The sequence below is a fragment of the Exiguobacterium sp. SH3S3 genome (assembly GCF_004337115.1).
Lineage (GTDB): Bacteria > Bacillota > Bacilli > Exiguobacteriales > Exiguobacteriaceae > Exiguobacterium > Exiguobacterium aurantiacum_A.
In genome coordinates this window covers 68,465-91,375 of record NZ_SJUU01000005.1, presented here as the reverse complement: position 1 = coordinate 91,375, position 22,911 = coordinate 68,465, and the positions used below count along the sequence as shown (strand labels likewise).

Annotated in this window: 23 protein-coding genes; 10 read left to right on the top strand and 13 right to left on the bottom strand. The window is 52.6% G+C overall.

Features of this window, described 5'->3' with window-relative positions; translation table 11 throughout:
• The first annotated feature begins 39 nt into the window (after positions 1-39).
• The 6 genes from EVJ28_RS06470 to EVJ28_RS06445 all read left to right on the top strand — a co-directional run bounded on the left by EVJ28_RS06470 (position 40) and on the right by EVJ28_RS06445 (position 6,425).
• Positions 40-1,428, top strand: a complete 1,389-nt coding sequence (locus EVJ28_RS06470; RefSeq protein WP_236634071.1) for a CDP-glycerol glycerophosphotransferase family protein — start codon at positions 40-42, stop codon at positions 1,426-1,428.
• A 4-nt stretch (positions 1,429-1,432) separates the two neighbouring features.
• Positions 1,433-2,515, top strand: a complete 1,083-nt coding sequence (locus tag EVJ28_RS06465; RefSeq protein WP_131488349.1) for a CDP-glycerol glycerophosphotransferase family protein — start codon at positions 1,433-1,435, stop codon at positions 2,513-2,515.
• A 238-nt stretch (positions 2,516-2,753) separates the two neighbouring features.
• Entirely contained in the window at positions 2,754-4,649 is a 1,896-nt protein-coding gene (locus EVJ28_RS06460; RefSeq protein ID WP_131488347.1) for a bifunctional metallophosphatase/5'-nucleotidase, read from the top strand.
• A 169-nt stretch (positions 4,650-4,818) separates the two neighbouring features.
• Positions 4,819-5,124, top strand: coding sequence for a YdcF family protein (locus EVJ28_RS06455; RefSeq protein ID WP_236634070.1), 306 nt, complete (start codon positions 4,819-4,821; stop codon positions 5,122-5,124).
• 72 nt (positions 5,125-5,196) lie between these two features.
• Positions 5,197-5,307 (top strand): IS3 family transposase, encoded by a 111-nt coding sequence (locus tag EVJ28_RS06450; RefSeq protein WP_131488476.1) that lies wholly within the window; start codon positions 5,197-5,199, stop codon positions 5,305-5,307.
• 614 nt (positions 5,308-5,921) lie between these two features.
• Entirely contained in the window at positions 5,922-6,425 is a 504-nt protein-coding gene (locus EVJ28_RS06445; RefSeq protein ID WP_131456492.1) for a YdcF family protein, read from the top strand.
• A 10-nt stretch (positions 6,426-6,435) separates the two neighbouring features.
• Here the strand turns inward: EVJ28_RS06445 and EVJ28_RS06440 are convergent, their stop codons facing one another.
• The 3 genes from EVJ28_RS06440 to EVJ28_RS06430 form a co-directional block, all read right to left on the bottom strand.
• A complete protein-coding gene (locus EVJ28_RS06440) occupies positions 6,436-8,211 on the bottom strand; it encodes an acyltransferase family protein (RefSeq protein ID WP_131488345.1) in 1,776 nt (591 codons plus the stop codon).
• A 171-nt stretch (positions 8,212-8,382) separates the two neighbouring features.
• Positions 8,383-9,567 (bottom strand): chromate efflux transporter, encoded by a 1,185-nt coding sequence (gene chrA, locus EVJ28_RS06435; protein ID WP_131456496.1) that lies wholly within the window; start codon positions 9,565-9,567, stop codon positions 8,383-8,385.
• Positions 9,568-9,572: 5 nt separating this feature from the next.
• Entirely contained in the window at positions 9,573-9,881 is a 309-nt protein-coding gene (locus tag EVJ28_RS06430) for a PadR family transcriptional regulator (RefSeq protein ID WP_131456498.1), read from the bottom strand.
• Between the two features lie 201 nt (positions 9,882-10,082).
• On the opposite strand from EVJ28_RS06430, the gene EVJ28_RS06425 reads away from it, so the two are divergent.
• The gene (locus EVJ28_RS06425) at positions 10,083-12,767 is read left to right on the top strand and encodes an HD domain-containing phosphohydrolase (protein ID WP_236634069.1); all 2,685 of its coding nucleotides are present in this window, start codon (positions 10,083-10,085) and stop codon (positions 12,765-12,767) included.
• A 39-nt stretch (positions 12,768-12,806) separates the two neighbouring features.
• Here EVJ28_RS06425 and EVJ28_RS06420 read toward each other — a convergent pair whose 3' ends face one another.
• From EVJ28_RS06420 to EVJ28_RS06410, 3 genes are read right to left on the bottom strand one after another with little or no spacing between them, the layout of a single operon-like run.
• Entirely contained in the window at positions 12,807-13,907 is a 1,101-nt protein-coding gene (locus EVJ28_RS06420; RefSeq protein WP_131469241.1) for an ABC transporter permease, read from the bottom strand.
• Positions 13,894-15,033 carry an ABC transporter permease gene (locus EVJ28_RS06415; protein ID WP_236634068.1) on the bottom strand — a complete coding sequence of 380 codons (1,140 nt, stop codon included), beginning with the start codon at positions 15,031-15,033 and terminating at the stop codon, positions 13,894-13,896. The genes EVJ28_RS06420 and EVJ28_RS06415 overlap by 14 nt, the downstream gene beginning before the upstream one ends.
• Positions 15,034-15,038: 5 nt before the next feature.
• Positions 15,039-15,971, bottom strand: a complete 933-nt coding sequence (locus EVJ28_RS06410) for an ABC transporter ATP-binding protein (RefSeq protein WP_070328545.1) — start codon at positions 15,969-15,971, stop codon at positions 15,039-15,041.
• A gap of 149 nt (positions 15,972-16,120) precedes the next feature.
• Here EVJ28_RS06410 and EVJ28_RS06405 point away from each other — a divergent pair, with 149 nt between their 5' ends.
• On the top strand, positions 16,121-16,519 hold the full coding sequence (locus EVJ28_RS06405; protein ID WP_070328546.1) for a hypothetical protein: 399 nt from the start codon (positions 16,121-16,123) through the stop codon (positions 16,517-16,519).
• A 55-nt stretch (positions 16,520-16,574) separates the two neighbouring features.
• Complete coding sequence (locus EVJ28_RS06400; protein ID WP_070328547.1) at positions 16,575-16,772, top strand: CsbD family protein; 198 nt, start codon at positions 16,575-16,577, stop codon at positions 16,770-16,772.
• 38 nt (positions 16,773-16,810) lie between these two features.
• Here the strand turns inward: EVJ28_RS06400 and EVJ28_RS06395 are convergent, their stop codons facing one another.
• The 7 genes from EVJ28_RS06395 to EVJ28_RS06365 form a co-directional block, all read right to left on the bottom strand.
• Entirely contained in the window at positions 16,811-17,734 is a 924-nt protein-coding gene (locus tag EVJ28_RS06395) for a CAP domain-containing protein (protein ID WP_131488343.1), read from the bottom strand.
• A 247-nt stretch (positions 17,735-17,981) separates the two neighbouring features.
• Entirely contained in the window at positions 17,982-18,740 is a 759-nt protein-coding gene (locus EVJ28_RS06390) for an ABC transporter permease (protein ID WP_131470075.1), read from the bottom strand.
• Positions 18,740-19,588: an ABC transporter ATP-binding protein gene (locus tag EVJ28_RS06385; protein WP_131488341.1), complete on the bottom strand. Its 849-nt coding sequence runs from the start codon at positions 19,586-19,588 to the stop codon at positions 18,740-18,742. Before EVJ28_RS06385 ends, EVJ28_RS06390 begins: the two co-directional genes overlap by 1 nt.
• Entirely contained in the window at positions 19,585-19,791 is a 207-nt protein-coding gene (locus EVJ28_RS06380; RefSeq protein ID WP_131469229.1) for a PLD nuclease N-terminal domain-containing protein, read from the bottom strand. The genes EVJ28_RS06385 and EVJ28_RS06380 overlap by 4 nt, the downstream gene beginning before the upstream one ends.
• 111 nt (positions 19,792-19,902) lie before the next feature.
• A complete protein-coding gene (locus tag EVJ28_RS06375) occupies positions 19,903-20,316 on the bottom strand; it encodes a universal stress protein (protein WP_070328552.1) in 414 nt (137 codons plus the stop codon).
• A 132-nt stretch (positions 20,317-20,448) separates the two neighbouring features.
• Positions 20,449-20,862, bottom strand: coding sequence for a universal stress protein (locus EVJ28_RS06370; RefSeq protein ID WP_131456510.1), 414 nt, complete (start codon positions 20,860-20,862; stop codon positions 20,449-20,451).
• Positions 20,863-20,878: 16 nt separating this feature from the next.
• Entirely contained in the window at positions 20,879-22,360 is a 1,482-nt protein-coding gene (locus EVJ28_RS06365; protein ID WP_131456512.1) for a SulP family inorganic anion transporter, read from the bottom strand.
• Positions 22,361-22,593: 233 nt separating this feature from the next.
• Between EVJ28_RS06365 and EVJ28_RS06360 the strand changes: the two genes are divergently transcribed.
• A complete protein-coding gene (locus tag EVJ28_RS06360; protein WP_131488339.1) occupies positions 22,594-22,911 on the top strand; it encodes an ArsR/SmtB family transcription factor in 318 nt (105 codons plus the stop codon).

Below are 22,911 nucleotides of genomic sequence, written 5' to 3'. Positions count from 1 at the left end.
AAAACAAACATCTAAGAAAGGTGTTTGTTTTATTTTTATATGGTTGCAAGATTGAATCGTCTCATCCATGATGGGCCTTCACAATTGCTGAGTTTTCATAACCAATGGCGTAAAACGTTTAATGGTAGAGATGAGGTTCTGAATATTTCTGATATCAAAGAAGAGCGGTATAATCAAAGAACCATGAGCTTTTGGTATTATAAGATTAATGTAGAGGTGGAAACGGTAATGAAATTGAAAATAAGACGTCTTATTTTTCGATGTGTCGAGTATGGCTATCGATTTATGATGATAATTAGTCAACGTATTCTGCCAAAACAAGACATTGTTATGTTTGAGAGTTTTCTTGGCAAACAATATAGTGACAGTCCAAAAGCTATATACGAGGAGTGGAAAAGCCGGAAAGAGTCAAGAGAACGCTTAATCTGGAGTGTGGACCGTCGATGCACAGAGGAAATCCCTTCTAATGTGGAATACGTCGTACGACTTTCGCTTAAGTGGGTCTACTTCATGAGTGTATCGAAAATATGGATTAGCAATAGTCGTTTACCCAATTGGTTGCCAAAGGATAAGAGGACGATTTATCTACAAACGTGGCACGGTACCCCGTTAAAAAAACTAGCACTCGATATGAATGCCGTTCATATGCCAGGTACGAACACTGACCAGTACAAGGCCTCATTTAAGCGTGAATCAAGTAAATGGGACTATTTGATTTCTCCAAACCGGTATTCATCTGAAATATTTAGAAGTGCATTTGCCTTTGATAAAACGATGTTAGAGGTAGGCTATCCAAGAAATGATTTATTTTATAATCAGAAAAAATTGCAAAAAGTGATTGTTCGAGTGAAAAATGAACTCAATCTTCCAAAAGAAAAAAAAGTCATCTTGTACGCTCCGACTTGGCGTGACCAACAAAATGAGGGAAGAGGACAATATCGTTTATCTCTTCCGCTAGATTTCGAAAAATTTGTTTCCAAGTTCGGTGATGACTATGTGCTGCTCGTACGATTCCATTACCTTGTATCGGAGAATCTAGATTTGAGCAACGTTTCTCCCCATGTGTTGGATGTGTCCAGTTATCCCGATATTGCAGAACTTTATACAATTAGCGATGTACTCATCACAGACTATTCATCCGTCATGTTTGATTTTGCGCATCTGAAGCGGCCGATGCTGTTCTACGTGTATGACTTAGAGGAATATCGTGACGACATTCGTGGTTTCTACATGAACTTCACCGAAGAAGCACCAGGTCCTTTGATGCGAACTGAAGAAGAGTTGTATCAAACGTTGGAAGCGATAGAGTCTGTTAAAGCGAAGTATCAAAACAAGTTAGAAAAGTTCAATCAACGATTCTGTGAATACGATAATGGGAATGCTGCGGCAAGTGTAGTGGAGATTTTAGCAGCAGACCTTAGGGAGTAAAAAAATGAAAGACTATGTCATTATCTTCTACTTGCTTGTTCTCCGGATGTTTTACTCGATTTATTCTATCTCGCCAATCAAATCGCAAACGACCTGCATCGTGACATATGGCGATAACGTTTGGCCAATTGCACATGAGTTAGCCAACGAGGGGCAACGCGTATATATCTTTTTTGATCAGCGAAAGGCGATGCTGAAAGAAGCACCAAGCCATCGAAACATCATCTATCGACCATTGAACATATGGAATCGATTGGTTCATCTTCCCTACCTCATGGCGACCTCTTCACATGGGATGATGGATAACTATATCGTCGAGTTGGCGGCATTCCCGATTCGAACTGGCACGCAACGATTTCAAGTATGGCACGCTGCAGGGGCGCTGAAGTCTTTCGGACTACAGGCGACGCAAAATAAAGAGCGAGGAGCGCGGGCGAACAAACGCTTTCGAAACGTGTATCAACAGTACGGCCACTTTGTAGTGCCTGGAATGAAGTGTGCGAAGCAATTTTCGAAAGCACATGCCTTACCGCTTGATTGTTTTGTCCCATTAGGTATGCCAAGGACTGATTATTGGTACCACTTGCAACCTATGAAAAAAGACCGTCTCGTCATCTATGCACCGACGTACCGTGAGAATACCGATTTCGAGATCATCTCGTATATTCAGACCATGCATGAGGAACTGACGAAAAGAGGATTTCAGTTCATGGTAAAACTTCATCCAGCGGTGAAGTTGACTGCTAATTGTGAAGGGGTGCGCTTCATTGAGTCGGACGAGTCGATTATGCCATATTTGATTAGGGCGGAATGGGTCATCACCGATTATTCTTCTATCCCGTTTGAAGCCTGTTTATTCCGCACGAAAATAGCGTTATTTGTCCCGGATTTTGAAGCATATTCGATTGTGCCTGGAGTGGTAAACGATTACGCGACGCTCGTTGATGCCCCGATTGTAAAGTCCGTGGATGTATTGGTCGATTGTATTGAACATAATATCCATGGCAATTTAAGTTGGGCCTCGGAGTGGTACGATGACGCCCCCGGTTTTGCGACTTCACGAATTATCGAATATTTTTATCGCTGAGATGGATACCTGAATTATATGAACACCAGACTGGTTTTGAGAGCTATGTCTGGTGTTTTTTTGCACCCTATAAAGAATGATGCAGATTTATCATTAAATTCAAAAAAAAATTTACAAAAAAAGATTGTTTCTACGTCTATTGTCCTATATTTTAAAGAAGAGAGATTTTTTAGGTAACGCTCTCGACCACAAGTCGTCATGTCGTTGCATTAGGGGAAAATCGAAAGGGGAAAATTAAATGTTTTCATCTAAGTCGGAACGTTTATTCACGGGAATGATTGCTGCGGCATTGGCCGTATCAACGGTTGTACCGGCAGTTTCAGTTGAAGCAAAACAAAGTTCTAAGGCTACATACGAAGCGAAGAAAACGGAGTCGATTGAGATTTTGTTGCCGGACACACCTCTTGTCTTCAAGCAAGGAGAAAAGATTACAGGGAGAGATCGTATTTTCAATGTGAGAATCGGTGATCAAGTGAGAAAACAGCCTGTGAAGTTGTCAAATTTGTCGACTTCGACGATTGGTGAATATACGGTGAAAGCGACGTACACCCATAAGGGAGAGCGTGTGACGGTTGATGTTCCCTATAAAGTGGAAGGTTTCAAATTAGCTGTCATGCACACGAATGACACGCACGCCTCACTTGATAGCTCACCGAAACGAGCTACGGCAATCAATCAACTTAGACAAGAGAATGTAGATCGCTTGTTAATCGACGCGGGAGACGTCTTCTCGGGATCGCTTTACTTCAATGAGTTTAAGGGACAAGCAGATTTGGCGCTAATGAACTACATGGACTATGACTTGATGGTTCCGGGGAACCACGAGTTTGACCTCGGTACCGAGGCGGGTCATCAAGAATTTGCAGCTTTCGTCGAAAATGCAGAATTCCCGTTTGTCAGCTCGAACGTCGACTACAGCGCTGATCAATATTTGAACGGGCTCTACTCAAACAAAATTGAGCGTAAGCCATACGATGGCAAATTGTACGAAGGTGTCATCAAAGTCGTTGACGGTAAGAAGGTCGGATTCTTTGGACTGACGACGGAAGACACGGCGAACATCGCTAGTCCAGGGCCGATCAAATTCCAAGACTATATTGACGAAGCCGAGAAGGCAGTCAAAGCATTCAAGCAGCGTGGTGTTGATCAAATCGTTGCGGTCTCACACTTAGGGTTCGATGACAATCCGGCTATCGACAACGACTTGGAACTAGCTAAACGCGTAGAGGGAATCGACGTCATTATCGGTGGTCATTCCCACTCTCGTTTAGATGCACCTGTGGTCGTGGTTGATGGAGACGAACCGACAGTCATCGTACAAGCTTATCAATATGGTGAATTCCTTGGCACATTGGATGTCGAGTTTGACCAGACGGGTAAAGTCATTGCGCACCAAGGCAAATTGATTGATATAAAAGGCTATGCCGCTGATCCGACAGCGGTTAGTTTACTTGCCCCATTTGCAAGCGAGATTGAAAGTATCCGTAACGCTGAGATCGGTGCAACGACGACTGCAGCGTTTGACAACCCGCGCGACGCTGGGGATGTCACGAAACCGAGCGTTCGTAAAAATGAGACGGCGTTAGGAAACTTGATTACGGACGGTATGTTGGATCGTGCAAAACAAGTAGACGGCGAAGTTGTTGCAGCGATTCAAAACGCTGGTGGTATCCGTGCGTCAATCAATGCAGGTCCAGTGACGACAGGTGAAGTATTGACAACGCTTCCGTTCGGAAACACGTTAGCGGTCATGACGTTGCAAGGAAGCGAGCTGTTATCGGCCCTTGAGCGTAGTGTCAGCGTCTACCCGATCGAGAGTGGCGGTTTCTTGCATATGTCAGGTATGAAAATCGAGTTCGATAGTTCTAAAGCGGCAAATAACCGAATTGTGAAGGCGCAAGTGCTTCGCAACGGACAATATGTGGATGTCGTACCGAGTGAGAACTATAAGATTGCGACAAACTTCTTTGCGGCTAAGGGTGGAGACAACTACCTTGAGTTCAAAAAAGCATACGAAGAAGGTCGTGTGAACGACTTGGGGATTATTGACTGGGAAATTATGCGGGACTATCTTGTTAAACTCAAAACAGTTACACCGACTGTTGAGGGACGAGTAGTTGACATCAAGCAATAAACTAGAAATAAAATGATCATAGGATGAACATGGGACCTGACTAGGGAAAGCATAGTTGGGTCCCGTGTTTGTGTTTAAGCATAAAGGAGTCAACGATGAAACGAACTGCAGACGGCACATATCGTTACGTCCTTGTCCTCGGCGCTAAAGTGGTCCATCCCGTGTTTTAGTGAACCGGATTGAAGCGGTGGCCGCATATGCGCTCAGGTATCCTCACGCTGAGATGATCGCAACCTGCGGACAAGGGCCCGATGAAGGAATGGCAGAGGCGGATATCATTGCCCGGGAATTGATGGCCCTCGGTGTTGAAGAGAGACGCATTCATATCGAGGCCGATTCGACGTCGACGGTTGAAAACTTTCAACTTAGCCGTCCGATTTGGGACGGGGAGCCTTGTCTGACCATTGCCACGAACGACTTTCACGCCGTGCTCGTCAGCAGACTCTATTTTGGACTCGCGACCGATGCGCTCTAAGAACTATTGATCCCGGCCAATGATGAGCTCCTCTCCTCTATCTCAGGAAATTCGAGGACATAGCTTACTTCAATACAGGAGCTCGAGGGCTATATCGATTACTATAATCATCACCGCATCAAGAAACGACTAAAAAATCTGAGCCCGGTGGAATACCAGACCCAGATTCTCGAGGTCACCTGACAGCTCGTTTAGTATCTAACTTTTTTGGTTCAGTTCAAATGGGGCACTTTTTTCAAGTGTCCATCATTTGGGGTTCAGTTCATTGATCGAAACGGTACACCTTTTTGTAACTTACGCACTGTGCGGCGTAAGGCGAGACGGTCCGAGCGAAGATAAGTAGCGAATTGCTGCCCGCAAACAAGTCAACTGTTCATCGTACGTTTGGTTCACCTGGTGACAGGAAGGAGGGAGCGTGAGCGAATCGAACTGACCCGTGTGCTGTAAACAATCATGATTTTCCCACAATTTTGTAGGGTAAATCACGAATTTGTAAAGTGAATCATCAATCCCGACCACTTCAATCTCAGCAAACAGCTGAGTGTCTCGTTTATACAAAAAGCGAGTCGATCCAAATCGTTTATGCCCCATGATAATATCCCATATCCTTCCTTAATAAACCTTATTATTTTCAGTATAGACGATGAATTGGATTTTTAAAAACTTCAATTTTCAAATAACGGTAATGGTTTTTTACATATTTTAGTAAGGTAGCTCGACCTATTATGTTTGAAACGAAGCATCTGTCTCGTGCTCAGTAGGATGATACAATAAGAAAAGAGAGGCAGGTGACCCCTATGCGACGACATCAAGCGGACGGTACGTACCGGTACGTCCTCATCTTAGGGGCGAAAGTGAACGGGACGGCACCGTCACGGGCGCTCCGAAACCGAATCGACGTGGCGGCTACATATGCGCGACAGCATCCGCACGTCATCCTAATCGCCTCCGGCGGGCAAGGTCCGGACGAAGGGATGGCCGAGGGGCGCGTCATTGCCCGGGAATTGATCGACCGTGGCGTCGACCCGGGACGCATTCACGTCGAAGCCGACTCGACATCGACGTACGAGAACTTTTTATTCAGCCGCGACGTGTGGGCAGGCGAGACGGGATTGACGGTCGTGACGAACGACTTCCATGTGCGCCGGACCCGGCTCGTCGGGCGGCTCTACTTCGGGCTTGAGACGGACGCGCTCTATGCCCCGACGCCGGCTGCGGCGAAAGCGAAGTATGTCATCCGCGAACAGCTCGCCTATATCAAGCTATTGATCAACTATATGCGCTGGAAGTGGCGCCCATGAAAACAAGGACTTAGCGGTTGCTAAGTCCTTGTTCGTCGTGACAGCCGATCTCTTCGGACAACAACTTTCCGAACGCCTCGGCGCCATCGATGTTCAAATGGACACCGTCACTCTCAAAGTAGTCGGCTTTATCGGCGGACGCTTCATGCCAGTCAATGAGCGTGACGAAATCGTGCCGCTCGCTCGCGCGCTTGAGCAACTCGTTCACTTCACGTTCCCACGGGCGTGGGACATGCGTATTGATGACGTACACGTGATCGGCTGATTCAAACATACCGATCAACGTGTCGAGCTGTTCCATCTTGAAAGCTCCGTTCGTCCCGAGATGGAGGAAGACGACGTGGCCGGGGGCATCAAATTCACGATAGCCCGCGGCGACGTCTTGCGCGTCACGGACTTGGCGGCCGACTTCGGCGTCGATTGTCATGTTCGGGAACGCGGTACCGAGATACTCGTTCAAGCCGAGCAAGACCGAGTCGCCGATGGCAAGGGCGGGCGGACACGATTCGACCGGCCGTTCGGTCGTCGTTTCTTTTGGCTTCGGCTTAGGTGCTTTGACGACCGGGAGCTCGTGTTGCCGGTCCGAGTTATCCGTGAACGCGAGGATCGTCAAATTCCCGACGAGGACGAACGACAAGACCGTCGCGGTTGTGATCGCGAACAGTCGAGCCGGTTTGATGTTGCGAGTCGGGATCAGGTTGCGGATGACATGGCGGAACCCGTTGCGGCGAATCGGTGTCTCGACGTAGCGGTAAGACGCTTCAGCGATGAGCAGCGTGATCATAACTTGACCGAGTGCGAGAAGGGGATTGAACGAACCGATCCGCTCAAGCGGGGTCGTCAAGATGATGACCGGATAGTGCCATAAGTAGATGCCGTACGTCCGTGTCCCGATCAACCGAAGCCAAGCGCTTCCAAACAGACGGGACCAGAGCGTCGACGGATGGGCCGTCGCGGCGATCAACACACCTGACGCCACGGCGACGAGCAAGAAACCTCCATAATACAGGAACGCATCATAGGCGTTCGCTGTCATCATGACCGTGACGAGCGTTATGAGCGCTCCGGCACCACCGCCGTTCAAAATACGAAGACCGAGCGCTGGCATCTCGCGCTTGAACGCATCCGGACGCCAACCGAACGCGAGCAACGCCCCGATGAGGAGCGCGAACAGGCGCGTGTCGGTGCCGTAATAGACACGGCTCGGATCGGTCCCGGGTGTGAAGCTGATTGCCATCCAAACGGTGGAGGCGAGTAAGACGATGCCGGTGAGCTGGAGGAAGCGTTTCTTCATGGTCAGCCCAAAGATCAACAGCAGCGGCCAGACCAAATAGAACTGCTCCTCGATCGAGAGCGACCACAGGTTTTGGAGCGGTGACGGCTTGCCGAAACTCTCGAAGTACGAGACGTCGTGGAAGATATACCACCAGTTGTTCACGTAGGCGAGCGCGGCGAGCGTATCTTGGCGCACCGTATCAAGCAGTCCGCGCTCGAACAACGTGACGTACGCCATGATGACCGATAGCATGAAGACGAGCGCCGGCAACAGGCGCCGGAACCGGGCGATATAGAATCGTTTCAAATTGATCTGTCCGTGTTTAGCTTGCTCCCGAAGCAAGATGCCGGTGATCAAATAACCGGACAGGACGAAGAATAAGTCGACGCCGAGAAAGCCGCCGGGTATGTATGGTGCGTTCAAATGAAAGAGTATGACTGCAAAAACGGCGAACGTGCGCAGGCCGTCGAGACCTGGCATATACGTTGCTTTATGGTGTAAGGGCTGCATGACCCCACTTCCTTTCTCAAGTCCAAGCGGAACGTTTCCCTCTTTTGTAAAGGGATCCATACTCCAGTATAGCGAGCGCTAGACTTGAAAAAGTTTCAAATGATTAACATTTTAGCTTACGAAGTGGAGGATAACAGGGAACAAAAAAGGGACACGAAGTCCCTAGTCACGTTACAACATTCCGATAATCGTCCCACCGACGACGCCAGCGATGACGAGTGCCCAAGGCGGCAGTTTCCAATAGGCGATCATGACGAACAAGAGGGCGGCGAAGACGAAGTCGACGGCGCCATTCACCGTGCTCGTGAAGATCGGCTGATAGAATGCGGCGATCAAAATCCCGACGACGGCCGCATTGACACCAATCAACGCACCGGCCACTTTCGGGTTGCGCCGGAGTGCGTCCCAAAACGGTAACGCCCCGAGGATGAGCAGGAACGCCGGCAAGAAGATGGCGAACGTCGCGAGCAGTCCGCCCGGGACACCGTTGATGACGGTCCCGAGGTACGACGCGAACGTGAACAGCGGACCCGGTACGGCTTGGGCCGCCCCGTAGCCGGCGAGGAACGCCTCTTCGCTCAAGAATCCGGCCGGGACGAGCTCGCGCTCGAGGAGCGGCAAGACGACGTGACCACCGCCGAAGACGAGGGCACCAGACCGGTAAAAGCTGTCGAACAAGGCGAGCGACTGGCTTTCAATCGTCTCACGCAAGAGCGGCAAGATGACGAGTAAGGCTCCGAATAGACCGAGCAGCGTCGCCCCGAGCCGTTTCGAGAGCGGGAACGAGGCCGACTTGACGTCGAGATGTTGCGGTTTGAACAACAAGAATCCGGCGAGCGCGGCCAAGCCGATGACGAGCACTTGGCTATACGTCGTCTGCCAGAGGAGCACACCGGCGAGCGCGAAGAAGGCGATCGTCCGCGTCTTTGCGTCCGGCGTCAGCTTGCCGGCCATCCCGAGAATGGCGTGGGCGACGATGGCGACGGCGACGATTTTTAAGCCATACAGCCAGCCCGCGTCGGAGACGTCGAGTCCTGAGACCAAAAGGGCGAACAAGATGAGGGCGATGACGGACGGTGCCGTGAACCCGATGAACGAGGTTATGCCGCCGAGGATACCGCCACGGACGATGCCGATGCCGATCCCGACTTGACTGCTCGCAGGGCCAGGTAAGAACTGACAGAGGGCGACGAGGTCGGCATACGTTCGCTCGTCCATCCATTTCCGGCGCCTTACGTATTCCTCATGGAAGTAGCCGAGGTGGGCGACCGGTCCGCCGAACGACGTCAAGCCGAGCCGGGTCGATACGAATAAAATCTCCAGTAACGTCTTGAACGTCACACGTTGATTGGCCATTGGTTTCACTCCTTGATCTCTTTGAATAGTTCGTGCGCTTTTTGCCGGGCTTCGGCCAAGACGACGAGCCCTTTTTCGGTCGTCGTATAGTTCTTGCGGATATGACCGTCGACCAACTCGTTCGTCCGAGTGAGCAGGCCGTCTTGTTCCATGCCGTGCAGGATCGGATAGAGCGTCCCGGCACTGATCGAGTAACCGTGCTCGCGCAGCTCTTCGACCATCCACGCCCCATAAACCGGGTGTTCGGACGCATGGTGCAAGATATGGATATGAATAAAACCAAGAAACAGCTTACGAAGGACGCGGTCTTCCACTTGCTTCATCTCCTTGAAATCGGTTTTCGATATCGGTTTTCGTAATCATATTAACAACGGGGAGCGAACCGTGCAACCCGTGAGGCGGCATTTACAAAAACTTAACCTTTGCACATCGGTAGGAATCGATTCGGAAAATATAGGGAATTTATCGAAAATGAGGTAAACTAAAATGTAGAAAACAGCGTAGGAGGAAATGACGTGACAGAACGAGACAGCACCCCATACAGATCCTTGTTGCGCCATATGCCCCAAGGCTACGTCGAATTCAAAGTCATCTTCGACGGTGCCGGGGAGCCGGTCGATTATGAGTTTGTCGAAGTGAACGAAGCGTTCGAAAAAATGATGAAGGCGAAGCGCAAACAGTTTCTCGGCGGACGCATCACCGAGCAGTTGAAAGACTTCGAATACAGCGAGCGCGAATGGATCGTTCAAGTCGCGCGGGCGGTGAACAACGGCGAGACGATTAAGTTCGAACATTTCTCGCGCCGGAACAAAGCGTGGTATGAACTGTCCGTCTTCAGCGAACGACCAGGTTACGTCTCGACCTTGTTCCATGACATCACCCCGCACGTCCAAGAGAACAACGCCTTGAAACAACTCGTCAACGTGTCGCATCGCTTCGTCGCCACGGGCCGGGAACTGTTGATGAACCAACATTTCCTCGACCAGATCCGGGACTTCACCGGTGCGAAAGCGGTGACGCTCAACTTGATGAATGACGATGGACAAACGTACTCGACGGTCGCGATCTCTGGGATTGACGAGCTGCTCGAACGCAGCTTGGATGTCCTCGGCTTCCACCCGGTCGGCAAGAAATGGCCGATGAGCCGGAAACGCATCGAGCTGTTGGAGTTACCGAGTCCGATCATCTTGGACGAAATCGAACCACTCATGGACGGGGTATTGCCGAAGCGGCTCGTCAAAAACATTTTACGCATCTTCGACCTCGGGCAAGTCATCTTGTTCAAGATTGAAAAAGACGGCGTCTTTTACGGTGACTTGACGATCGTCATGCAAGGGAAGAAGCGGGCCGACCGTCTCGGTCTCGTCGAGCTGTACATCGTTCATATCCTCGAACAGATGACGAAAGTCGACCGTCAAGTCGGCGAGGCGAAAGATTCGATGTTTGAAGGGTTCGCCACCGTCGATCTCGAGTGCATCATGTCACTCGCGACGCGAGACGTACTGCATTTGAACAAAGCGTGGGAGCGTGTGCTTGGCTTCTCGATCGAGTCACTCGAGAACATGGACTTCATCGGGCTCATCCATCCTGACGATCAGGCGAAGACGAAAGCGTCCTTTAGTGAGCTCGATACGGCGCGTGAACTGTTTCGGTTCGTCAACCGTTACCGGACGATCGATGGGGATTACCGCTCGATCGAATGGCATTGCAAAGTCCAAGGCAACTACATCTACGCCGTCGCCAAGGACGTGACCGAACGCGTCCAGCTCGAAGAAGAACTCGCCGAGCGCGACCGTCTGCTGACGAAGTTGTCCGACCAAGTCCCGGGCGCCATCTATCAGTTCGAGCTCCGGCCGGACGGGTCGTTCCATTTCCCATTTATTAGCCATGGCTTTGAAGTGTTGACCGGGATCCCGGTCGATGAAGTGAAACGAGACGCGGATCTCGTGTTCAAAAAGATGCACACAGACGATTATCCGCAAGTGATGGCGAACATTGAAGAGTCCTATCGCAATTTAACGATATGGGATGCCGAATTCCGCTTTCATCGACCGGACGGGCGGACGACGTGGATCCTCGGCTCGTCTCGCCCTGAGAAGCTCGCCGAGGGGCACGTGCTCTGGCACGGCTACATCGGGGACGTGACCGAGAAGAAGACGTACGAGATGGAAATCGAGTATTTGAGCTATCACGACCAGTTGACCGGGGTGAAGAACCGCCGCTACTTCGACGAGGCACTCGTCACGTTCGACGAGCCGGGCTATTACCCGCTCGCCCTCATCGTCGTCGACATCAACGGCCTAAAACTGACGAACGACGCGTTCGGCCACTTGGTCGGAGACCGGCTCTTGATCGAAGCGGCGAATATTTTGAAGCGTGAAATCAGCGGTGTCGACACGGTCGCCCGGATCGGCGGTGACGAATTCGTGATCATCTTGCCGAATACGCCGTTGTCTGATGCGCAGCAGTTGTCCAATCGATTGAGCCGTTTATTCCTTGAAAGATCGATTGAAGGGTTGCCGATCTCGGCATCGTTCGGAGAAGCGGTCAAAACTGACGGTGCACTGTCGATCATGGACGCGTTCAATTTGGCTGAAGATCAGATGTACCATCATAAAGTTTCCGAGAAGCAGAGTCGCCGCCACTCGTCGATTCAATTGATCATGCGGACGCTGTATGAGAAAATCCCGCGTGAAGAGGCGCACTCGCTGCGCGTCGCCGAGCTATCAGGTCAGCTTGGCGAGGCGATGGACTTGACGAGCAGTGACGTGAACGAGTTGAAGACGGCCGCCATCCTGCATGATATCGGCAAGGTCGCGATCAGTAATGAGATTCTCGACAAATCGGGTGCTTTGACCGAAGCCGAGTGGCGCGAGATCAAACGTCATCCCGAGGTGAGCTACAATATTTTGAGCACTGTCCCTGAGTACGGGACGCTGTCAGAGATCGTGCTGTCGCACCATGAGCGTTGGGACGGGAACGGTTATCCGAACGGCATAAGCGGGTTTGATATTCCGCTCGCCTCCCGGATCATCGCGCTCGCAGACACGTTCGACGTCATGGTGACGGGCCGACCGTATCGCCGAGCGAAGACGCTTGACGAGGCGCTCGCCGTCATCGAACAAGAGGCAGGTCGCCAGTTCGACCCTGTACTCGTCGAGGTGTTCTTCCAAAAGATTGTTCCGACGTTACAACGCTAGAAGGCGAGACACTCTGATGAGTGTCTCGCCTTTTTTGTGTCATGTGAGCGGCCGTTTTTTCAACGCGAAGACGGTCGCCGCGAACACGGCGAGCGCCATACCGACCATGACGAGGACAGACAGCGTCGGGAACCGATCGTCATACATGTCGGCGACCCCGCTGTTGAACCAATAGGTCGGCAAGAAGCGTCCGACGAGCTGGAGCGATTCCGGGAGCCACGTCAGGCTGATAAAAGCGCCCCCGGTGATGGCGGCGGCCATCGTGACCGACGTCTGCCAAATGTTCGCCTTGTCCCGATTCGTCGCGAGGACCGCGATGAGTGAACCGATCGCGAGACAGACGAACAAGTAGACGGTGAACAATAGCGTGAGCACGGGGAGATGAGCGATGATGTCCTGCCGATAGAGGACGGCGCTAAAGGCGATCAGCATGAGCACGTAGATGAGTCCGACGGCACAAAATGATAAAAACAGCGACCCGACGTAGCGGCGCGGCGTGACCGGTGCCGCGAACAAGCGCGAGTAGATCAATTCATCCCGGTCGTCGGCGACAAAAAGCGGAATGAATTGGAGGAACGCCGACATCATGACGAACGACAACAGCCCGAGGAACGCCTGTGTCCGCGCGGTCGTGCCGACGCTCTCTTGGAACGGCTCGCTCGAGAGCGTGTAACCGTTCATTGTCTCCGCTTCCGCCAACTCGAGGAATCGCCCTTCGTCAAACTCACTCGCGACGAGCAGTTGCCGCTCGCGGGAAAGATGGGAGTTGAGCGCCTGTTCGATCAAGGCGGCGTCACTCCCTTCGGTCGCGCTGAACGAGAGCCGCGGGATGTCGCCGGCGAACAAGTCTTCCGTAAAACCGTCCGGGATCGTTAAGACGATATCTTGTCCTTCGAGTAGCGCCTCGTCGGCCTCGTCCGTCTCAAGCGGTGTCACCGAACCGAACCGGCCCGCCTCTTCGATGACCCGGCCCGACAACGAGCCGCCGTCACGGTCGAGAATACCGATCGAGACGTTCAAAGCAGACGTCGAATTGAGGAACGACAGGACGAGGGCGAATCCGAAGACGGAAACGAACGTGAACACCCATAACCCTTTTCTTCGGAGCATCCGTTTGGCGACGTGCCTAAACAAGACCACGGCGGCTCACTCCTTTCCATAACAGCAGGCTGATCACGGTGAAGACGGCGACGTGCAGGGCGAGCCAACCGAGACCTTGCCAAAACAAGGTGACGTCCCCGCCCCGGAGCAGCACTTGGAGGATGCCATCGCGCATAAAGATCGGCATGAACACGTATTTCGCCCACGGTGCGACGCTCAGCGTCACTTGGTCGAATCCAGGCACGTAGCCCCCGGAGAGGATCATGATTATAGCGACGCTACCGTTGACGATCGCGTCTTTCGTGCCGCGCGTGACGCGGGGCAGACTGGCGATTATAAATCCGAACGTGGTGCCGTAAAGGGCGAGTGCGACCCAGGCGAGAAACAACAGTCCGAAGTGGACGTAGTCGAGCGAGAAGCTTCGGTAGACGAAGTGACTGAACCAAAAGACGAGCACGAGCTGTAGGAAGATGAGCACGTAACGGCTGACCGTGCGGGCGAGCCGGTAGTCGATTGTCTTGACCGGAGCGGCCTGGATCCGGAGATAGCTGCCTTTCATCGGCTGTTCCTCACTGAGCATGCCCGTGATATAGAAGGCGCCGAACAAGGCGGTCATGATCGAAATCGTGACCGTGAAGTATTCGAGCGAGGTCGGGGTGCGGCCCGACAAGTCGACGCTCTCGCTGTCGATGAACGTCTCCGGCTCGAACGGGACGGCGACGCCTGACTCGGCGAGCATGATCTGTTGATTGGCGACGTCGGTATATTGCCGGATGACCGCCTCGAGCACATCGAACTCGATCGTCGTCGGTTCTTCATACAAGAGACGCACGTTTGACCCGTCGAGGTGCAAGATGACGTCGGCATCGCCGTCGTTGACGCCACGTTCGGCAGCGGCGACGCTGTCGTACGGGACGAGGTTGACGAACGCCTTGATGTCATCGTCGGCGAGGAACGTCTCGAGCGGGACGCGATAGTCGTCGGTCGACTGCTCGACATAAGCGACGTCTGTGACCGGGAGTGAGAAGTCGTTACTGAAAATGGCAGACAGCATCGTGCCGAGCCCGAAAATGAGGATGATCGGGAAAAGCAACATCCAAAACAAGGTCGAGCGGTCGCGCAGTTGTTGTTTGACATCGTATTTGATGAACGTCCACGTCTTCATGACCGTCACTCCCTTAGCGTCTTGCCGGTCAAGGCCAGGAAGACGGTATTCAAGGACGGGCGGTCGACAGTGATCGACGTGAACCGGACCTTCGCGTCGTGGAGCACGTCGAGGAGCGGGGCGAGCGGCGTGTCTTTCTCGAGCGACACCTCGATGTACGGCTCATGATATTCGACTTTCTTTACTTGACTGAGTGCGCCGAGCCGTTCGATGAGCCCTGGCGTCAAGGCATCAACTTTGATGCGGGCCGTCTCGAGCGTCATGACTTGGTCTTTCAACTCGTCTTGCGTCCCTTCGGCGATGATCTTCCCTTCGTCGACGATGGCGACGCGGTCGCACAGCATCTCGACTTCCTCCATGTAATGGGACGTATAGATGATCGTCGCCCCACGCCGGTTCAACTCACGGATGTTCTCGAGGATCGTGTTCCGCGACTGCGGGTCGATGGCGACGGTCGGTTCGTCCATAAAGATGAGCTCCGGTTCATGGACGATGCCGCAGGCGATATTTAAACGACGCAGCAGCCCTCCGGACAGTTCCGGCGGACGTTTCTTTTGGTGAGCGGTCAGCTCGACGAAGTCGAGGGCGGCCTCGGTCTTTTGTTTCGCCTCGGCCGGCTTGAAGCCATAAAGTTCGGCGAAAAATTGGATGTTCTCGAACACGGTCAGCTGGTCATAGACGGAAACGTGCTGCGGGACGATGCCGACGCGTTGCTTGATCGCCTGTTCGTCTTTCGGCATGACGCGGTCAAAGATACGGATCGTACCACTGTCGGCAGGATATAGGTTGAGCATGACGGAGATGGCGGTCGTCTTGCCGGCCCCGTTCGGACCGAGCAGACCGAACAGTTCGCCTGCTTCGACGTGGAGCGAGAAGTCGTTCAAGGCGATCGTCTCCCCGAAACGCTTCGTGACATGGTCGAGTGCGATGATGGACACGTGGACGCAACCCCTTTCAGATGGGCGGACAGAAAAAGAGCATACAGAGATTTGTTCCCGTTTGCAGGGATTTTGAACGTGTTGGCGAATCAATTTGTTATAGTCCGATTATTCAGACAATTACAAAAAGAGGGAAGTAGGGATTGAGTATGAAAGGGTGGCAGTTCAACAAAGGAGAAGCGGGTGAAAAATTTCCTGACGAGATGGCGTGGGCGTTATTTTGCACGGTCGAGCCGAAGCGGATGGATGCGACGCTCCCGTTTTATTATGACGAGTCAGTGTTCCGCTTCACGAACGGGAAAGAGTCGTTCTATTTTAAAGTCTCCCCGAGCTACCACGAGTTTGAGGTGAACGTCAAAGGCGAGACGGGCGAACTGCTCTACTATCAACTGCTCCGCACCGTCAGCAAAGTTGAAGTGCTCGAAGACCGGCGCGACCATGGGGAGCTTTTAATCGTCATGACCGAGGACCGGACCCGGACCGTGACGACGATCGAGCTGACCGTCCGGCCGCGGTTTCGTGTGCTCGTCAAAGAGCACTATGTTTGAGTTTTCTTCAGAGTGGTACATTGTTTAGACACGATACCACGAGGAGGAGATCCATATGAAAGACGGACTAAACAAAAAAGTCGACGGGTTCATCGATAAAGCGGCCGGAAAAGCGAAAGAAGCAGTCGGCAAATCGTCGGACAATCAGTCGCTCAAACGTGAAGGTCAAAAGGATCAAGTCAAAGGTACGGCAAAAGAGAAGACGGGCCAAGCCCAGCAAGATCTCGAAAGCCTGAAAGACGAGCGCCGCTAATCAAAATGGAGGACCGCCATGGGGCGATCCTCCATTTTTCATTTCGTCAAAAACACTTGGACATGAATCGTCGAGCCTTGGGCGTTTTTCGCTGTGCCGACCCCGAGATGCGTGAAGCGGCCGTTCAAGATGTTGGCGCGGTGCCCGCTCGAGTTCATCCAAGCGTCGACCGCTTGGCCAGGGTCGCTCGACCCCATATAAATATTCTCGCCCCAGCCACGATAGCTGACGTTGTAGGCGTCGAGCGTGTCACCCGGGCTGCCGTTCTCACGGAGTTGGTGCGAGAATTGACCGGTCCGTGCCATCTCATCGGCCCGGACTTGGGCGACGCGGTTCGCTTCGCTCGAGGCGGCGAGTGTTGTCAGGCCAGCCGCTTGGCGCTCTTTGTTCGTCTCGCTCAAGACGCCGCTCGCAGGAGCGGTGAACGTGACGTGTTTCGCCATGATGTAACCGGTCTTCGTCCCACTCGTCGCCTTGTACCAACGTGTCGAGCCGGTATAACGGTACGAGCTCGTCTCGAGCTTTACACCTTGGCGGAGGAAAGCGACGTTCGAAGACGTCGTGAGCGGCCGTGATTTCAAATAGACGCTCGACGGGGCGACGTAAGCCGTTTTCTTGAACGCGACTTCCGCCGTCGATAGTTTGACGTAAGCGGCCGGGACGTAGGCGACCCCAGCCCCCCATTTAATCTTATACCACTTTGATCCGCCGACGGTGAACGACGTCCGGATGGTCATCGTGCCGTAACGCTTGATCGAGCCGAGTCGTGCTGCTGAAAGCGACGGGGTTTTGCGGACCGGGAGCTGGCTGATGCCCGTGACCGAACCTTTCGTGTTGATTGCTGTTTCTGTATACGCCGCTTGGACGGTGGCCTGTTCGAGCGGGAGTGAAGCCGTCGACGGGGTGAACGTGAGCGCCACGGCGAGTGCGCTTGATACGAGGATGGTAGTTGGTTTTTTCAAGAGGGAAGTCTCCTTTTCCGATAATATAACCATATAATATATTGAATAGGGCAATAGTGGGTATTACCATTGGATTACAAATAAGGGCAGACTCAAAAGAGCCTGCCTTCGTTTCATTTATACAGAAGATAATCTTTGCGGATCGGCAAGATCGCGTCGGTTTTGTCCATGATCGATTCGAGCGAGGCACCGTCGGAAATCAAAGACACACGCATCGATGAAAGACCTATCTATCAAAATTGAATAATCAGGACGTTCGACTCAAAAATAATAAACGCTTGGATGCGATAACCAACGCCAGTCCGATCAAGACAATGCTAGTGACGAGCGGCCACGTGACACTGACGTCTTCGATTAACGCTTGACCCGACAATCCGCCAAGGTTCCAAGGCAACCAGTCCCAATCGACCCAACTGAGCAGGAGCGATAAGACGAAGTGGACACCGAGTGTGATGACGAGGGCGACGAGCCCGCTCTCGAGCAGCGCGGCGAATAAGAAGAAGAGCGACAGCTGCACGACGAAATGGACGATCAATAGACCCGTGGAAATGACAAAGTCCGTCACATCGAACGAGTCGAACAAGATGACCGTATAATAGGCGGCTGTGCCTTGGGCGAGCAAGATGGAGACGGCGGAAAGTAACGTGTAGTGTGCCCATTTACTCATGACGATGCGAGAAGCCGGAATGTTGAGCGACTTGAGCCAAGCGAGCGTACCGAGTGTACGTTCTTGGCTGAACGTATGCATCGCCGACAGCAAGACGATGAGCAGGCCGATCTGCCGCAGCTGCTCACTGACCGATAAGAGTACTTCGGCCGGTGTCGGCGTCGGGATCTCGATGACGGTCCCGTCCGGCAAGTTACCGCCTGACGCTAAAATGTCTGGTAAGAAGTAGAGCGTGAGCGGCTGCATCGCCGCGAGCAGCATCAGGGCGACCGGGACCCAGACGAGCCGTTTATTGCGCCACGATTCTTTCCATTCTTGTTTAAAGATGGCTGTCCGCATTAAGCGTTCACCTCCAAAAACAGTGATTCGAGCGACGGATGACCGACGTGGAACGATTGGATCATCAGTCCTTGGGCGAGGACGCGTTGCAGAATCGCCCGCTCGGACATCGTTTTATCGGTCGTCTCGAACGTCCATGTCGTCCCCGTCCGCGAGACACGGACGACACCCGCGAGCGCGTTCCAATCGTCTTCTGTCGTCGTGTCATCGAACAGGCGAAGTTGGATGGATGATTTGGCCCCGAGCAAATCGGTGACGGTGCCTTCCATGAGCAGGCGTCCTTGCCGAAGCAGGAGCACCCAGTCGCTCGCCTCCTCGGCGTCAGGGAGCACGTGCGTCGAATAGAGAATCATCCGCTCCCGCTTCAAGTCACTCAAGAGATCGAGCACTTCCCGGCGGCCGCGCGGGTCGAGCGCCGACACCGGTTCATCGAGCAACAATAGTTCCGGGTCATGGACGAGCGCTTGGGCGATGCCGAGCCGTTGCCGCATCCCGCCTGACAAGTGCGCCGCCGGGCGGTCGACCGGTTCTAAGCCGACGCGTTTTAAGAGGTTCAAGGCGTCGACGCCGGTCGTGCCCGTCAAGTCGGCCGCATATTTAATCGTCTCGACCGGTGTGAGGGAAGGGTAAAGCGCCGGCCGTTGCGGTAAATAACCGACCCGGATCGTGTCATGGCCCTCGATCTGTCCGGACGTCGGCGTCGTCACACGGGCGATCATGTTGAGGAGCGTCGTCTTGCCGGCCCCGTTCTCGCCGAGGAGCGACGTGCAGCCCGGGCGCAGCGAGAAGCTGACGTCATCGAGCGCGGTGAACGTGCCGAATCGTTTTGTGAGATGGCTCGCGTTCACTGTTTTGTCCGTCCCCAGAGGAAATAGACGATCGGACCGAGGATGTTGATAAAGACGATGACGAGGAGCCACACCCATTTCGGTCCGTTCGTTTCAGACCGCTTGAATAAATCGATCATGGCGACGACGAGAAGAATCAGCTGAAGTAATAATAAAGGCAGTAAAATTAATAGTAACGTACCCGGGTCGTTCATAATTTCCATAAAATTTCCCTCCTTAGTTAGCTGTGCATACACTAGTTGATTCCACACATAGGACGTTGTTCCTGTATAAGACACAAAAAATCCCTTTCTCGAGTCGAGAAAGGGGAGGGCTTATTTGACGATGATGACCGGTGCTTGCGCCCGTTTGGCGAGTTTATGGCTGACGCTGCCGAGGACGAACTCTTGGAACGTATTGAGGCCGCGCGAGCCGACGACGATATATTCAAACGGATCGCGATTGGCGTATTTGACGAGCTCGACGTCCGGTTCACCGCGGAGTTCGACGTATTCATAGGCGATGCCTTCCGCTTCGATCGTATCGAACAGCGGTTGCATCATGCGTTTTCGTTTCGCTTCGAGATCGATCTTGCCGGTCGAGTGGAGCGCGGCCTCTTTCGATTCTTTCGAACTGACGACGTGAACGATATCAATCGATGCGTCTGACGCTTTTGCGAGTTGGATTGCCTTTGTTAAAGCCCGTTTCGAGTGATCCGAGCCATCTGCCGCTAAAAAGATTTTACCCATTCTTTCAACGCCTCCTCTTATACGCTTGCTATTACAAGTATATGCGATTTTTTATGAAAGCGCATTCGTAATTGTGTCGATTCGAGATACAGAAAAAAAGGAAGTGAACGCTGAGGTTCACTTCCTGTCTGATTATCGGACGATGACGACCGGCGCGAGCGCGCGTTTGGCGAGCTTATGGCTGACGCTGCCGAGCACGAACTCTTGGAACGTGTTCAAGCCGCGCGAGCCGACGACGACGTATTCGAACGGTTCATGGTTCGCATACTTGACGAGCTCGACGTCCGGTTCACCGCGGAGCTCGATATATTCGTACTCGAGTCCGGCTGCTTCGATCGCTGTGAAGAAACGTTGCATCCGCTGCATCCGTTTCGCCTCCAGGTCGATCTTGCCTGTTGATTGCAGGGCACTTTCTTTTGACTCTTTCGAGCTGACGACGTGAACGACATCGATTTTGGCGCTCGAGACTTTCGCGAGCTCGATCGCTTTCGCGGTCGCGCGCATCGAATGGTCCGATCCGTCAACGGCTAAGAAGATTTTTGTCATGTGAATCCCTCCCGAATTAATGTCCGATGCCCGCATCTTGTTGTTTCAAGTGAAGCGCGAGCGTATTGAGCAGCTTCTCTGAATCTTTGTTCAAGTTCAACAGTTCTGGCTCGATACCGTGCACACGGTATTTGAAGACGACTTTGTCGATGGCGCCGATGGCCGAATCGTCCCAAAGGTGTGTGTTCGAGAAGTTGATCGTCACATGTTTGATGTCTGCTTCGATATCTTCTTCGACATCGAATTGGTTGACGAACTCAGACGTTGAGGCGAAGAACAATTGACCGTTCACGACGTAGTGGGCGTGGTCGGCTTCGACGTTGCGGTCGAGTTCGACTTTCGAGATTTTCGCGGCGAACAAAATCGCAGCTGTTAAAATCCCGGCGAACACACCGATTGACAAGTCGTGCGTGAGCACAGTGACGAACACGGTGACGAGCATGACGACCGTATCCGATTTTTGAGCCGTCCGGAGCGTCTTGAGCGAGCCCCAGTCAAACGTCGCATAGGCGACGAAGAACATCACACCGACGAGGGCGCCGACCGGAATGAGCATCAAGATGTCGCTCATCGTCATGATCATGATGAACAACGCGAGTCCAGCGACGAACGTCGATAGACGACCACGTGCTCCTGACGAGACGTTGATGACCGATTGGCCGATCATCGCACAACCTGGCATCGCGCCGAAGAAACCGGCGATGATGTTGGCGATCCCTTGACCTTTTGACTCACGATTCTTGTTCGAATCCGTTCCTGTCATGTCATCGACGATTTGAGCCGTGAGCAACGACTCGATCAAGCCGACGAAAGCTAGCGAGGCGGCATACGGCAAGATGATCATGAACGTCTCGAGCGTGAACGGAACGTCAGGGAATAAGAATTCCGGCAACGTTGCTGAGATCGTCCCCATGTCGCCGATGTTTTTCGTATCGAGCCCCATAAAGACAGCAGCGAGTGTCATCGCGACGATGGCGACGAGCGGTGCCGGGATCGCGCCCGTGATACGTGGGAACAAGAAGATGATGACGAGTGATGCGGCGACAATCGCCCACATGATCCAGCTCTCGCCCTCAAATTGTGGAAGCTGGGCTTGGAAGATCAAAATAGCGAGGGCGTTAACGAAGCCGACCATGACCGCACGCGGGATGAACTTCATAAGACGCGCTATACCAAAGAACCCGAGCACGATTTGAATAATACCTGCTAAAATACCGGCCGCTAATAAATATTGGAGACCGTAATCTCGAACTAAATCGACAACGAGGAGCACCATGGCTCCGGTTGCAGCTGAAATCATTGCTGGTCGTCCGCCCGCAATCGAGATGACCATTGCGATAATGAATGAAGCGTATAGACCGACCATCGGGTTCAGTCCAGCGATGAGTGAGAATGCGATCGCCTCAGGGATGAGAGCGAGCGCGACGACGATCCCCGCAAGGACGTCAGCCCGGACGTTACCGAGCCATTCTTGTTTGACAGTATTCAATTTTTCCAAAAAGAACACACCTCTCTTTTATAGTAGTTTTAATTTTGACCTCCGAGTCTCACGAAGATCAAATGCGTCATTATATGAAGGAATAAGTTGAAACGATACATATTTGCACAACGTGTTTTATCATAGCGAACTTTTTCAGAAAAGACAATTGCAACTTGCAAAAAACTGTGGTAATTTCATAACGTAAAGGTTATATAACGGTTTTGTTATACATGGGGTAAAGGAGAATGACGATGCATACCGCAGAAGAACTGAGTAAAGTGCTCAAAGTGCTCGCCGACCCGACGCGGTTGACGATGTTAAAGCGAATGCAGGACGGGGAACAGTGTGCCTGCAGCTTCGTCGACTGCTTTGACATCTCGCAGCCGGCGATCAGCCGCCATTTGAAGATGATGCGTCAAGCGGGACTGCTGCTCGAGCGCCGGGACAAGCAATGGATCCATTATCGGTTGAACGAAGCGAGCCCGTTCTATTCGATCGTCGTCGATCTGCTCGGACAAGTCGAGATGATCGATGCAAGCTGTGACTGTGACGCCGAGTGTGCCATTTAA